Source organism: Variovorax sp. W1I1 (assembly GCF_030815625.1).
GTDB lineage: Bacteria > Pseudomonadota > Gammaproteobacteria > Burkholderiales > Burkholderiaceae_C > Variovorax > Variovorax paradoxus_C.
The window spans coordinates 2,376,487-2,389,655 of the sequence record NZ_JAUSWZ010000001.1; the positions used below are offsets into that span (position 1 = coordinate 2,376,487).

At 65.9% G+C, this 13,169-nt stretch carries 16 protein-coding genes; 8 read left to right on the forward strand and 8 right to left on the reverse strand.

All coding sequences use genetic code 11. The features are described from left to right. Genes truB through QFZ83_RS11275 form a run of 3 tightly spaced genes read left to right on the forward strand, consistent with a single transcriptional unit; the run spans position 1 to position 3,725 of the window. Positions 1-969: a tRNA pseudouridine(55) synthase TruB gene (gene truB, locus QFZ83_RS11265; RefSeq protein WP_307506161.1), complete on the forward strand. Its 969-nt coding sequence runs from the start codon at positions 1-3 to the stop codon at positions 967-969. Next, positions 966-2,804 carry a translational GTPase TypA gene (gene typA, locus QFZ83_RS11270; protein WP_307506164.1) on the forward strand — a complete coding sequence of 613 codons (1,839 nt, stop codon included), beginning with the start codon at positions 966-968 and terminating at the stop codon, positions 2,802-2,804. Before truB ends, typA begins: the two co-directional genes overlap by 4 nt. A gap of 36 nt (positions 2,805-2,840) precedes the next feature. Beyond that, positions 2,841-3,725, forward strand: coding sequence for a DMT family transporter (locus tag QFZ83_RS11275; RefSeq protein WP_307506167.1), 885 nt, complete (start codon positions 2,841-2,843; stop codon positions 3,723-3,725). A 20-nt stretch (positions 3,726-3,745) separates the two neighbouring features. Here QFZ83_RS11275 and QFZ83_RS11280 read toward each other — a convergent pair whose 3' ends face one another. From QFZ83_RS11280 to smpB, 7 genes are all read right to left on the reverse strand, one after another. Beyond that, positions 3,746-5,188 (reverse strand): hypothetical protein, encoded by a 1,443-nt coding sequence (locus QFZ83_RS11280; protein WP_307506170.1) that lies wholly within the window; start codon positions 5,186-5,188, stop codon positions 3,746-3,748. 66 nt (positions 5,189-5,254) lie between these two features. Next, a protein-coding gene (locus QFZ83_RS11285; protein ID WP_373457494.1) for an IS3 family transposase occupies positions 5,255-6,480 on the reverse strand; the annotation gives its coding sequence in 2 pieces (ribosomal slippage) (positions 5,255-6,138 and positions 6,138-6,480; 1,227 coding nt in all). A 116-nt stretch (positions 6,481-6,596) separates the two neighbouring features. Further along, positions 6,597-6,989 carry an ATP-binding protein gene (locus QFZ83_RS11290; protein ID WP_306879270.1) on the reverse strand — a complete coding sequence of 131 codons (393 nt, stop codon included), beginning with the start codon at positions 6,987-6,989 and terminating at the stop codon, positions 6,597-6,599. An 81-nt stretch (positions 6,990-7,070) separates the two neighbouring features. Next, positions 7,071-7,907, reverse strand: coding sequence for an anti-sigma factor (locus QFZ83_RS11295; RefSeq protein ID WP_307506173.1), 837 nt, complete (start codon positions 7,905-7,907; stop codon positions 7,071-7,073). Positions 7,908-7,917: 10 nt separating this feature from the next. Then, positions 7,918-8,433, reverse strand: coding sequence for a sigma-70 family RNA polymerase sigma factor (locus tag QFZ83_RS11300; RefSeq protein ID WP_307506175.1), 516 nt, complete (start codon positions 8,431-8,433; stop codon positions 7,918-7,920). A gap of 27 nt (positions 8,434-8,460) precedes the next feature. After that, positions 8,461-8,841, reverse strand: a complete 381-nt coding sequence (locus QFZ83_RS11305; protein ID WP_307506178.1) for a hypothetical protein — start codon at positions 8,839-8,841, stop codon at positions 8,461-8,463. A gap of 98 nt (positions 8,842-8,939) precedes the next feature. Further along, positions 8,940-9,416: an SsrA-binding protein SmpB gene (gene smpB / locus QFZ83_RS11310; RefSeq protein ID WP_013541279.1), complete on the reverse strand. Its 477-nt coding sequence runs from the start codon at positions 9,414-9,416 to the stop codon at positions 8,940-8,942. Between the two features lie 62 nt (positions 9,417-9,478). Here smpB and QFZ83_RS11315 point away from each other — a divergent pair, with 62 nt between their 5' ends. Next, positions 9,479-9,925, forward strand: coding sequence for a type II toxin-antitoxin system RatA family toxin (locus QFZ83_RS11315; protein ID WP_307506182.1), 447 nt, complete (start codon positions 9,479-9,481; stop codon positions 9,923-9,925). After that, complete coding sequence (locus tag QFZ83_RS11320; RefSeq protein WP_307506185.1) at positions 9,926-10,261, forward strand: RnfH family protein; 336 nt, start codon at positions 9,926-9,928, stop codon at positions 10,259-10,261. Between the two features lie 22 nt (positions 10,262-10,283). On the opposite strand, the gene QFZ83_RS11325 is transcribed toward QFZ83_RS11320, so the two are convergent. After that, the gene (locus tag QFZ83_RS11325) at positions 10,284-10,808 is read right to left on the reverse strand and encodes a DUF4124 domain-containing protein (RefSeq protein ID WP_307506188.1); all 525 of its coding nucleotides are present in this window, start codon (positions 10,806-10,808) and stop codon (positions 10,284-10,286) included. A gap of 129 nt (positions 10,809-10,937) precedes the next feature. Here QFZ83_RS11325 and guaB point away from each other — a divergent pair, with 129 nt between their 5' ends. The 3 genes from guaB (at position 10,938) to QFZ83_RS11340 (ending at position 13,164) form a co-directional block, all read left to right on the forward strand. Next, positions 10,938-12,407 (forward strand): IMP dehydrogenase, encoded by a 1,470-nt coding sequence (guaB, locus tag QFZ83_RS11330; protein WP_013541283.1) that lies wholly within the window; start codon positions 10,938-10,940, stop codon positions 12,405-12,407. A 77-nt stretch (positions 12,408-12,484) separates the two neighbouring features. Further along, positions 12,485-12,733 (forward strand): type II toxin-antitoxin system Phd/YefM family antitoxin, encoded by a 249-nt coding sequence (locus QFZ83_RS11335; protein ID WP_307506190.1) that lies wholly within the window; start codon positions 12,485-12,487, stop codon positions 12,731-12,733. Between the two features lie 11 nt (positions 12,734-12,744). Then, on the forward strand, positions 12,745-13,164 hold the full coding sequence (locus QFZ83_RS11340) for a type II toxin-antitoxin system VapC family toxin (protein ID WP_307512690.1): 420 nt from the start codon (positions 12,745-12,747) through the stop codon (positions 13,162-13,164). The last annotated feature ends 5 nt before the right edge of the window (positions 13,165-13,169 follow it).

The window sequence follows — 13,169 nt, forward strand, 5'->3', positions numbered from 1 at the left end:
ATGAATGCGCCACGCACACGGGTGCAGCGGCGCCCTGTGCATGGGGTGTTGTTGCTCGACAAACCGCTGGGACTTTCCAGCAACCAGGCCTTGCAAAAGGCCAAGTGGTTGCTGCGTGCCGAAAAAGCGGGCCATACCGGCACGCTCGATCCATTGGCCACCGGCGTCCTGCCGCTGTGCTTTGGCGCGGCCACCAAGTTCAGCCAGCTGCACCTCGATGCCGACAAGACCTACGAAGCCACGGCGCGCCTTGGCATCAAGACCTCGACCGGCGACGCCGAGGGCGAGGTGATTGCCAAGCGCCCGGTGCACGTCACCGCCGAAGACCTGGCCCGCGCCGAGGCGCAGTTCACCGGCCCGATCCGCCAGGTTCCGCCGATGCACAGCGCCCTCAAGAAGGACGGCAAGGCGCTCTACGAATACGCCCGCGAAGGCATCGAGATCGAACGCGCCCCGCGCGACGTCGTGATCCATGCATTGAAGATCACGCAGGCCGCCTCGGAATCCGCGGGCAACGCGATCCGCATCGTGGCCTCCGTGAGCAAGGGCACCTACATCCGCACGTTGGGCGAAGACATCGGCGAAGCCTTGGGCTGCGGCGCGCATCTCACGTCGCTGCGCCGTACGGCCACCGGCGGTTTCGGCGTGGCGCAGTGCATCACGCTCGAAGCGCTCGAAGCCATGGACGAGGAAGAGCGGCTGGCCCAGTTGTTGCCTGCTGAATCCCTGGTCGAGGGCCACATGATCGTCACGCTCGGCAGCGAAGATGCGGGGCGTTTTTTGTCCGGTCTGCGCCGCCGTGGCGCCTGGGCTGATGCAGACCACGTGGCGGTATTTGGCGACACGCCTCCCGCCTTCCTGGGTACGGCGCATATCGCCGCCAACGAACTGATCCCGGGGCGCTTGCTGAACCCCATCGAAATTCAGCAAATTCTTTTGAACGCACAACAGACAGAAGCGACACCATGAGTACCAAGCAAATCCGCAATATCGCCATCATTGCCCACGTGGACCATGGCAAGACCACCATGGTCGACCAGCTGCTGCGCCAGTCCGGCACCTTCGCCGAGCACGAAAAAGTCGTCGACACGGTGATGGACAACAACGCCATCGAAAAGGAACGTGGCATCACGATCCTGGCCAAGAACTGCGCCGTGACCTGGGAAGGCACGCACATCAACATCGTCGACACCCCGGGCCACGCGGACTTCGGCGGTGAAGTGGAACGCGCGCTGTCGATGGTCGACGGCGTTGTGCTCCTGATCGACGCGCAGGAAGGCCCGATGCCGCAGACGCGCTTCGTGACCAAGAAGGCACTGGCCCTCGGCTTGAAGCCCATCCTGGTCGTGAACAAGGTCGACAAGCCTGGTGCGAACCCCGACAAGGTGGTCAACGCCGCCTTCGACCTGTTCGACAAGCTCGGCGCGACCGACGAGCAACTCGATTTCCCCGTGGTGTACGCCTCGGGCATCAACGGCTGGTCGTCGCTCGAAGAAGGCGCTGCCGGCGAGCAGTGGGGCCCCGACATGTCGGCCCTCTTCAACACCATCCTGAAACACGTGCCGTCGCAAAAGGGTGACCCGAATGCGCCGCTGCAACTGCAGATTTCCGCGCTCGACTTCTCGACCTTCGTCGGCCGCATTGGCGTGGGCCGCATCAGCCAAGGCACGCTGCGCCCGATGACCGACGTGCTGGTCATGGAAGGCCCGGACGGCAAGGCTATCAAGGGCCGCATCAACCAGGTGCTGACCTTCCAGGGCCTGGACCGCGTGCAGTCGACTGAAGCCGGCCCCGGCGAAATCGTGCTGATCAACGGCATTGCCGACATCGGCATCGGCGTCACCGTGACCGACAAGGACAAGCCCGCACCGCTGCCCATGCTCAAGGTCGACGAACCGACCCTGACCATGAACTTCTGCGTGAACACCAGCCCGCTGGCCGGCCGCGAAGGCAAGTTCGTGACCAGCCGCCAGATCTGGGACCGTCTGCAAAAGGAACTGCAGCACAACGTGGCCCTGCGCGTGAGCGAGACCGACGAAGAAGGCATCTTCGAAGTCATGGGCCGCGGCGAACTGCACCTGACCATCCTCTTGGAAAACATGCGCCGCGAAGGCTTCGAAATGGCCGTGTCCAAGCCGCGCGTGGTGTTCCGCACCGTGAACGGCGAGAAGCACGAGCCCATCGAAATGGTCACGGCCGACATCGAAGAAGGCCATCAGGGCGGCGTCATGCAGGCCCTCGGCGAGCGCAAGGGCGAGCTGGTCAACATGGAACCGGACGGCCGCGGCCGCGTGCGCCTGGAGTACCGCATTCCGGCGCGTGGCCTCATCGGCTTCACCAACGAATTCCTGAATCTGACGCGTGGCTCGGGCCTCATCAGCAACATCTTCGACAGCTACGAAGCGCACAAGGGCGACATCGGTGGCCGCAAGAACGGCGTGCTGATCTCGATGGACGACGGTGAAATCTTCACCTATGCCCTCGGCAAGCTGGACGACCGCGGCCGCATGTTCGTGAAGGCGAACGATCCGGTGTACGAAGGCATGATCGTGGGCATCCACAGCCGCGACAACGACCTGGTCGTGAACGCCACGCGCACCAAGCAGCTGACCAACTTCCGCGTGAGCGGCAAGGAAGACGCGATCAAGATCACGCCGCCGATCGACCTCACGCTGGAATACGGCGTCGAGTTCATCGAGGACGACGAGCTGGTCGAAATCACGCCAAAGAGCGTGCGCCTGCGCAAGCGTTTCCTGAAGGAAAGCGACCGCAAGCGCGCTGGCCGCGACACGTCGATGGGCTGATCGCCTCCTCGCGTACAACAGCTCTTTCGCAATCCCATGCGCCTGACGCACGGCGGGGCTGTGTGGCTGATGGTCGTCGTGACCCTGATGTGGGGCACGGCGGGCGTCGTCACACGGCACCTCACGCAGGCGCACAGCTTCGAGATCACCTTCTGGCGCAGCCTCTTCACGATGCTGGCGCTGCTGGTGATCTTGCCGCTTTGGCGGGGACGCGCCGTGTTCTCGCAGCTGCGCAGCGGCGGGCGCGAACTCTGGATCTCGGGCGTCTGCTGGGCCGTGATGTTCACGGCCTTCATGGTGGCGCTCACGATGGCTTCGACGGCGAGCGTGCTGGTCACGATGTCGCTCGGGCCGCTGCTCACCGCGCTCGCCGCGCGCATCTTCATCGGTCACCGCTTGCCCGCGCGCACCTGGGTGGCCATCGTGGTGGCCGGGCTGGGCATCGGCTGGATGTACGGCACGCAGCTGATGCAGGGCGGGGCGGGCGGTGCTTCGCTGCTCGGCACGCTGGTCGCGCTGTGCGTGCCGCTGGCCGGCGCCACCAACTGGACCGTGGTCCAGCACGCGCATGCCAAAGGGCATGACATCGACCTGGTGCCCGCCGTGCTGATCGGCGCCGTGCTCACCGCCTTGTTCACCTTGCCTTTCGCCTTGCCGCTCCAGGCGAGTGCGCACGACCTCGGCTTGCTGGCATTCCTGGGCGTGTTCCAGCTGGCGATTCCCTGTGTGCTGTCGGTTCTGTGCGCGCAAGTGCTGAAGGCGCCCGAGGTGGCTCTGCTGGCGCTGCTCGAAGTGATCTTCGGCATTGCGCTGGCTTGGCTCGGCGCGCTGGTCATCGGCGCACTGGTGTTCAACGAGTTCCTGGCGCTGCGCGGGCGCCGCACGACGGCGGCCGACACCGCCTTGCCGGGCGCGCACTAGGCGCACTAGGCGCGCAAGACTTACTCGGGCGCCGCAGCGGCGTCTGTCACGCCCATGCCGACCAGCCGGGCTTCCAGAACCGCCCGGGTGAAGCGCTTTGCGAAGTCGTCACTCATGCGCCAGTTGCCGTTGTCCTGCACGAAGGTGAAGTCGCCGGTCAGCGGTAGCGACTGCGCGCGGCCGATGGTGGCCAGCAGGCTGTCGTTGTATTCGACAACCAGCGGACAGACCCGGCTCACCCCGTCTTCGTGCGCGCGGCAGGGTCCGGTGGGCTCGAAGTCGGCGATCTCGCGTTCGCGGTCCGCGTCGGTGACCACGAGGCCGGTGGTGGAGCGCTGCCGCGCGCGCTGGCGTTCGAGCTGGCGCTGGAGCATTGCCGCGGCGGGCGAGCTCGCCTGAAGGGCGGTCACGCCGTCACGGAAGGCCTTCTCCGCCGCCACGCGCCCGATGGGCTCGGCGTTGTAGAGCGGCTTGCCTTTGGCATCCAGATTGCCGAACCGAGCCTCCACGATGACCGGGTCGGCGCCGCGCACCGTCATCTTGTCGTCGTCGGCAGAGGCCGGGCCGATCGTGTACGCGATGGCCTTGGTGTCGTCGCCCCGTGTCATCGTCGCCATGCAGCCGCGGATGCGTTCGTCCTTGCGATAGCCGATTTCGCGCAGGCCGCTCAGGCTCGGGATGCCGACTTCGCGCAGGCCCTGCGTTCGTGCGTCGATCGATACGCGGAGCATCAGGCCCTGCAGTGTCTTGCGCGTGGCCTCGGCGTTGCAGGCCGGCACGCCTGCCGGCGCGAAGAGGTACCAGCCCAGTCCGCCTGCGATCGCCAGCGTGACCAGCCCGGAGGTCCAGGCACTCCGGCGGCGCTTGCCTTGCGCGGTGGCGCGCCACGCGCCGACTGCCTTTTCGTCGGCCGCGATCTCGTCTTGCGCCTCGGCCACGATGCGGGCCCGGTCCGCCGCCATGGCAAAGGCCGGCTCGGCCGCGACCTCGGCACGCGTGGCCTCGAACAATTCCCTCTCGAGCGGGCCGTCGATCACCATCCAGGCCAGCGTCGCGGCCGGTGCGGCGGGCACGCTGCCGACCAGCGGCGTTTCCTCCAGTGCCATGTCGCGTGTCTCGGCATCGATGAGGCCGTCATTGAAGAGCGCGTTCACTGCCTCATGGGTGATGCCGCGGTCGCCGAGTTCCCCGAATTCCTCGACGTCGTAGGCGATATAGGACGCATCGTCGGCGGTGGCGATGGGCGGCGAGGCCTCTTCGAGCCGCTCGACGGCGTCGTCGATTTCTTCTTGGGTGACGATGCCCTTCAGGCACATCCAGGCCAGTGCGTGCGCGGGGCCGGGGATCGGCGGGAGCGCGGCGGTCTCGGGATGAGCGAGCACGGCGTCGTGCTGCGCATCGGTGATCAGGCCATGGGAGAGAAGGGCGAGGAACGCATCCGGATTCGCAGCTGCAGGATTCATGCGGCGATTCTGCCGTGGCGCACGCGTGACCCGTCCTGAATTGCGTTGACACCCAAATAGCCGGCCTCAGCCGACCACGGACGCCCGATGCACAGCATCGGGCGTTTGCATTTTGAGCGACAGATGGGGCCGCTCGTGGTTGTAGATATGCACGGACTCGGCCACCAGTCGTCTGGCCTGAGCCAGGTCAGCTGGCTGGCTCAGCAGGAATTCGGTCTTGAGGATGCCATTGATGCGCTCGGCCAGTGCGTTCTGGTAGCAGTCGTAGCCGTCGGTCATCGAGCACTTCAGGCCATGGCGGCGATGCAGCGCCTGATAGTAGTTCGAGCAGTATTGGATGCCGCGATCAGAGTGATGCACGAGTTGCTCGCGCGTCTTTCGCTCGCGCAGCGCCATCTTCAGGGCCCGCGCCACCTCCTCCGTCTGCAGGCTGGCATGGACGTGCCAGCCCACGATCTTGCGGGAATGCGCGTCGGTGACCAAGCTGAGGTAGACCACCTTGTCGACCGTGGGCAGGTACGTGATGTCGGCCACCCACAGCTGCTCGCTGCGCGTGACGCGAATCTGCGTAGGCCCCGCTTTGACCAGGTTCGGGTGGCGGCGAAAGCGATGATGGCTGTCCGTCGTCTTGTGGTACGCCCGGCGGTTCGCCACAAGCAGGCGCGCGTTGCGCAGCACGTCGAACATCGCATCACGCCCCAATTCGATGCCTTGGCGCTGCAACGGCTCACGCAGCAGGTAGTGCAGCTTGCGCGTACCCAGTCTCGGCTGGCGCATGCGCTGTTCCTTGACCAACTGCACCACCGCTTCGGCGCGTTCGTGGCGCCGGGTGGCCCTGTGCTGGCCCTGGTAGTACGCCTGACGGCTGATGCCCATGTGGTGGCAGGCCCGCGTCACGCTCAGCCCTTGGACGAGGCCTTGCGCGAGGACTTGCCCGAAGGCTTTTTTACGACACGCACGCCGTGATCCTTCTTCAGGACCTCCAGCACCGCTTCGAACAACCGGGCCTTCTCCTGCGCCATGGCCAGTTGCGTTTCCAATTCCTTGATCCGCTGTTCTGGCGTCCGTGCAATGGCTGTCTTGTCGATCGGCATAGCCGCCGATGATGCCGCACGACCCCACCCCTGGCGACCGTGCTTGCGCAGCCAGTTCAACACTGTCGAGTTGCCCTGGATCCCATAGCGACTCTGCGCTTGGCCCCAGGTCAGCTCCCCTTTTTCCACTTGCTCGACGACAGCCAATTTGAAGGCCATCGTGTAGTCACGCTGAGTTCTCTTGACGCCTGTGCCCATTGCGCTTTTTCCTTTCACTGATGAAAGGTGTCAACGCTGGGCAGGACGGGTCAGCGCCAACAAAAAAGGCCCCGGTGTGGGCCGGAGCCTTTGCGATCAGGTGACCACCGTGCCGCTCAGGGGCGCGCGATCTTCCAGTTGCCGCCCACGCCGTCGCCGGTCTTGTCGCCCGGCTTGGCGTCCTTGGCCCAGTAGTACAGCGGCCAGCCCTTGTAGGCCCATTGGCGCTTGCCGTCTTCGCGAATGATGATGGTGTAGCCGCCCATCGGCTTGGCAGCCTCGGCGACGGGGAGCGGCGGCCAGTTGGCGGCGCACTGGGCGTTGCAGGCGGAGGTGCCGGCGCCGGCCGTGTCCTTGGTGAAGGTGTAGAGCGACATGCCGTTCGGTCCGACCAGCACGCCGTCGGCGGTGCGGGTGGGGGTGTCGGGGGCGCTGGCGGTCTTGTTGGACATGCCGCCGCAGCCGGCGAGCAGGGCCGCCGCGAGGATCGAGGCGCTGAGCAATTTCATGCAGTTTCTCCTTCGGTTGAAAAATCGCGAAAACAAACAAGGCAAGCGGGTTGTTGCGCGAGCCGGCAGTTTATGCCGGGCTCACGACAAATCGCGGTAGGCGAGGGTCGCGAGTTTGAGCAAAACCTCGCGCGGTAGCTTGCCGGCAACGGCATAGCCGAAGCCCTGGTCGACCCAGTAGAAGCTCGGCACGGGGCCTTCGGAGGCGAAGCGGAAGGCGGTTTCCTTCAGCGCGTCCGGCGACGAGCCCGCGGCCCGGGCATCGAGGGTGCCGATGTAGAGCGTGACGCGCTCGCCCGCCGCGTCCTCGAACATGAACTGGGCGCGCGCGCCGGTTTCGCCGGGCAGCAGGCGGCCGCCGACGAGGGTGTAGCCCAGGGTGCTGAGGTCGGGCACCTTGAGCGGGCGGTCGAGCCGCTTGGAGAGCCACTGCACGAGGTGCTGCTGCTCGGAGGCGGCCACTTCGACCGGGTGCCTTTTTTCAGGTGCGTAGACGACGTGGGCAATCGACGCGTCGTGCACGAATTCGCGCATTGCGGGCGCTTTGGCCAGTTGCCTCGATGGGGCGTGCGATGCCGACCATTGCGCGTTCCCGAGCCAGCCCGCGGCAAACGCGACGAGCACGCCGGCGGCCATGCCGCCCCAGCGCATCCAGCTGCTGCGCCGGGCCTGCCGGGGCAGGTGGCGGTCGAGGGCGCTCATCAGCGGCGCGGGAATGGGGTCGTCCAGCAGCTCGCCGTGCAGGCGGCGCAGGGCATCGCGCTGCGTGTGCCAAGCCGCGACCTTCGCGATCATGGCGGGGTCGCGCGCCAGGGCTTCTTCGACCGTGGAGCGGCGATCCGGGGCGAGCTGGCCATCGACCAGTGCGTGCAGGTCGTCGTCGGTGATGTCGGTGGGAGGGGAGCCGGGGCGGGTCATGGGGCGGGCTTCATTTGAGGCGGCGCAAGCCGGGGCGATGCGGCGCGGCGGCGCCGTCCAGCAGCTCCTGCAGCCGCACGCGGGCGCGCGAGAGGCGCGACATCACGGTGCCGGCAGGAATGCCCAGCACCTTCGCCACCTCGGCATAGGACATGTCTTCGAGCGTCACCAGCAGCAGCACCGCGCGCTGCTCCTCGGGCAATTGCAGCAGGCAGCGTTGCAGGTCGAGGCCCGTGCCCTGGTCGCGGCCCGGGTCGATGCCGCCGTGCAGCTCATGCGTGGCGTCGTCCAGCGGCACCACGCTGTGCGGCGGTGGCGTGCGCCGCACCTGGCTTGCGAAGATGTTGTGCATGACGGTGAAGAGCCATGCGCGCAGGTCGCTCCCCACCACCCAGAGCCGCCACTTGCTGCAGGCCCGCTCCAGGGTGTCCTGCACAAGGTCGTCGGCCGCCCACGTGTTGCCCGTGAGCGCGCGCGCATAGCGGCGCAGGCTCGGGATGTGATCGACCAGCAGGCGGGCGTCCATGGGTGGGCCGGGAGCGCGAGTTCCGGATCAGGGCTTGGCGGTTTTCCAGTTGCCGCCCACGCCGTCGCCGGTCTTGTCGCCCGGCTTGGTGTCCTTCACCCAGTAGTAGAGCGGCCAACCCTTGGCGGCCCATTGCTTCTTGCCGTCGTCGCGCGTGACGATGGTGAAGTCGCCGCTCGGCTTGTCGCTGTCGGCGGCCATGAAGGGCGGCCAGTTGGTGGCGCAGCCGCCGTTGCAGACCGACTTGCCGTTGCCGGCCGTGTCCTTCTCGAAGGTGTAGAGCGTCATGCCGTTCGGCCCGACCAGGGCGCCGTCGGCCGCCTTGGGTTGAGCGAATGCGGGAAGGGCGAGCAGGCTGCCGAGCAGAGCGGCAGCGGCGCCGAGGGAAGAAGCGCGAAGTGGCGACATGGAATCTCCTGGTTGGGTGGCATCGGCAATCCGATGACACTGCACAAACGCCCGCAGAGCGCGTTTTATTCCATGCCGCGCAAAAAAAAGAATGGCTGCTAGCGGCTGCGGCTCTTCATTGCGCGCTCGACCTCGCGCTTGCCTTCGCGGTCCTTGATGGTGTCGCGCTTGTCGTGCTCGGCCTTGCCCTTGGCCAGCGCGATGTCGCATTTGACCTTGCCCGCCTTCCAGTGCAGGTTGAGCGGCACCAGCGTGTAGCCCTTCTGCTCGACCTTGCCGACGAGGCGGCGGATCTCTTCCTTGTGCAGCAGCAACTTCTTGGTGCGGATCGAATCAGGGTTGACGTGCGTCGAAGCGCTCTTGAGTGGGTTGATCTGCAGGCCCACGACGAACAGTTCGCCGTCGCGGATCACCACGTAGCCGTCGGTGAGTTGCACCTTGCCTTCGCGCAGCGACTTGACTTCCCAGCCCTCGAGCACGATGCCGGCCTCGAAGCGTTCTTCGAAGAAATAGTTGTACGCGGCCTTCTTGTTGTCGGCAATGCGGGAGGAGGTATCTTGTTTCTTTGTGGCCATGGCTCGGGAAGATGGGGACGCATGGCTTCAATACAATCCGTCGCGCACGCTGCACCGATTCTATGAAAACAGTCAACAAGTCCGTCCTCATCTGGTACAGCGCCGAAGAGATGTACGCGCTCGTCACCGATGTGGCGAAGTATCCGCAGTTCCTCCCATGGTGCGACAAGGCCCGGATCCTCGAAGAGGACGAGGCCGGCATGACCGCCGAAGTCGGCCTCGCTTTCGCCGGCCTGCGCCAGAGCTTCACCACCCGCAACACCCACATTCCCGGCCGGGAAGTGCAACTCAAACTGGTCGACGGCCCCTTCTCCAACCTCGACGGCAACTGGAAGTTCGTGCCGGTGGGCGAAGCGGGCGAACGCGCCTGCCGTGTCGAGCTGCACATGAGCTACGGCTTCAGCAACTTCGCCCTGCAAGCGCTCGTGGGGCCGGTGTTCGACACCGTTGCATCCAGCTTGGTCGAAGCGTTCGTCAAGCGCGCCGAGCAGGTCTACGGCAGCGCCTGAATGATCGAGGTCACGCTGACCTGCTCACCCGCGGCACGCGAGGTGTTCGAGCAGGTCCTGCAGCTTGAAGAAGGCATCGTCCTGAGCGACGCGGTGCAGGCGAGCGGGTTGTCGCAGCGCTTTCCCGATCTCGATTGGCGGCATGCCATGACACCGGGTGTCTGGGGCAGGGCGGTCGATTGGAGCCAGGTGCTGAAGGACGGCGATCGCATCGAACTGTGCCGGCCGCTCACGGTCGATCCGAAGGTGGCGCGCCGCGAGCGCTTCAAGCGCCAGGGTGCGCGGGGCACCGGCCTCTTCGCGAGCCAGCGCAAGGGCGGCAAGACCGGCTACTGAGCAGCCGGTTCCGCCGGATTTTTTACTTGCAGTCGCTGTCGATGACCGACTGGACCCGCTTCTGCTCGGCCACGCGCGCGGAGTCGTCCATGATCTCGCGCTCCCCCTTGGCATTCACCTTCGCGATGCGGATGCCGCTGTCCAGCGTGGACTTGCCTTCGCGGGCGCGGGCGCAGTTGTCGGCCTTGGCCTTGGCGACCTTGGCTTCTTCGGCGGCGCGCTTGGCCTTTTCTTCGGCCTCGGCTTTCTTCGTCTTTTCCTCGAGTTCCTTGTCGACGCCGCTCGGCTTCGGCGCTGCAGCGCTTTCCCGCGCCTTGGGCGCCACTCCAGCTTCGGCGCCCTCGGCCGCTGGAGCGTCAATGCCGGTGGCAGGCCGCGGCGGCGGCGTGCCCGAACGGCGCAGGATGTTCTTCTCGGGAACATCGGGCGGCGGCGCCTGGTCGCTGAAGACCTTCTTGCCATCCTTGTCGATCCATTGCCATTGCGCGCTCGCAGAGAGCGGCAGCGCCACGACACATCCCACCAGCAGCCAGTGCATGAATTTCATGCCCGAAGTTTAGCCGCGCCTTACTTCTTGCAACATCCTCGGTGGGTTGCTTTTGCAACGGTCTCGAAAAGCCCGGCCGGGCGGACGGCCCGGGAGCCTCGTTACAATCCGTCTTTTGGAGCTTCACCCATGCGCCTTCTCGGCAAAGCGCTCACCTTCGACGACGTGTTGTTGGTGCCAGCGTTCTCCCAGGTCCTGCCCAAGGACACCTCCCTCGCCACCAAACTCTCCCGCAACATCACGCTGAACCTGCCGCTCGTCTCGGCGGCCATGGACACCGTGACAGAAGCCCGCCTCGCGATCGCCATCGCGCAGGAGGGCGGTATCGGGATCGTTCACAAGAACCTCACCGCGCAACAGCAGGCAGCCGAAGTGGCCCGCGTGAAGCGCTACGAATCGGGCGTGCTGCGCGACCCGGTGGTGATCACGCCGACGCACTCTGTGCGCCAGGTGATGGCGCTGTCTGACCAGCTCGGCATCTCCGGCTTCCCGGTGGTGGACGCGGGCAAGGTGGTCGGCATCGTCACCGGCCGTGACCTGCGCTTCGAGAACCGCTACGACGTCCCCGTCAGCGAAATCATGACGCAGCGCGACAAGCTCATCACCGTGCCCGACGGCACGACGCTGGCCGAAGCCAAGGCGCTGCTGAACAAGTACAAGCTCGAGCGCCTGCTGGTCATCAACGGCGACTGGGAGCTCAAGGGCCTCATCACCGTCAAGGACATCACCAAGCAGACCAGCTTCCCGAATGCCGCACGAGATGCCAACGGCCGCCTGCGCGTGGGCGCCGCGGTAGGCGTGGGCGACGGCACCGAGGAGCGCGTCGAAGCGCTGGTGAAGGCCGGCGTCGATGCCATCGTGGTCGATACCGCGCACGGCCACAGCGCCGGTGTGATCGAGCGCGTGCGTTGGGTCAAGCGCAACTATCCGCAGGTCGACGTGATCGGCGGCAACATCGCCACCGGCGACGCGGCGCGTGCGCTGGCCGATGTCGGCGCCGACGCGGTCAAGGTCGGCATCGGCCCGGGCTCCATCTGCACCACCCGCATCGTGGCCGGCGTGGGCGTGCCGCAGATCATGGCGGTCGACAGCGTCGCCACCGCGCTGCAGGGCACGGGCATTCCGCTGATCTCCGACGGCGGCGTGCGCTACTCGGGCGACATCGCCAAGGCGATCGCCGCAGGCGCCAGCACCGTCATGATGGGCAGCATGTTCGCCGGCACCGAAGAGGCACCCGGTGAAATCGTGCTGTACCAGGGGCGCAGCTACAAGAGCTACCGCGGCATGGGCTCCATCGGCGCGATGCAGCAGGGCAGCGCCGACCGGTACTTCCAGGAATCGACCACCGGCAACCCCAACACCGACAAGCTCGTGCCCGAAGGCATCGAAGGCCGCGTGCCCTACAAGGGCTCGATCGTCTCGATCGTCTACCAGATGGCCGGCGGCGTGCGCGCCAGCATGGGCTACTGCGGCTGCGCGACCATCGCGGACATGCAGAACAAGGCCGAGTTCGTCGAGATCACCACAGCCGGCATCCGTGAGAGCCACGTGCACGACGTGCAGATCACCAAGGAAGCGCCGAACTACCGCGCCGAATAAGCCTGTTCTGGCCAGACCTTGAAACGCAGGCCAGACTCGGTTTAGAATTTGGGCCAGATTCAATTTTTCTGGCCCAAATGCAATCCATCGGCATCGCTGAAGCCAAGAACAACTTCTCTGCCCTCATCGACCTGGTCGAAAAGGGCGAGGAGGTTCGCATCACCCGCCACGGCAAGGAAGTCGTGCGCATGCTGCCGGTGCGCCGCAAGCCGGTCATCACCGACGAGCAGATCGCCCGCGAACTCGGCCAGATAGACGCGCTGCACGCCACCATCCAGCCCGGTCTCTCTCTGCGCGCATTGCTCGACGAAGGACGCCAATCGTGACAGCCTTCGTCATGGACGCCTCCGTCACTGCCGCTTGGCTCCTGCCCGATCAGGCCAGCGAACACACCCGCAAGCTCTACGCCGCCATCCGCCGCGATGAGGTCGAGCCGCAAGCGCCCAATGCCTGGCAATGGGAGTGCGCCAACATCCTTGCGAACGGCGTGCGCAGCGGCCGCATTCCGACGTCCGCCGTCGAAGGGCTGTGGAGCGTGCTCGACGCCATCCGCCACCGCGTCGAACTGCACGAACTCGCGCCGGCCCAGCACAAGGCCGTGCTCGCGGTCGCCATCGACGCCAGCATCTCGATTTATGACGCGGGCTATCTCTGGCTCGCCAAGTCGCTCAATCTCCCGCTCGCCACCTTCGACGAGCAACTCATCCAAGCAGCGCCCCATGCGGGCGTGAAGCTGTTCGACATTTCAACGCTCTGAGTCCT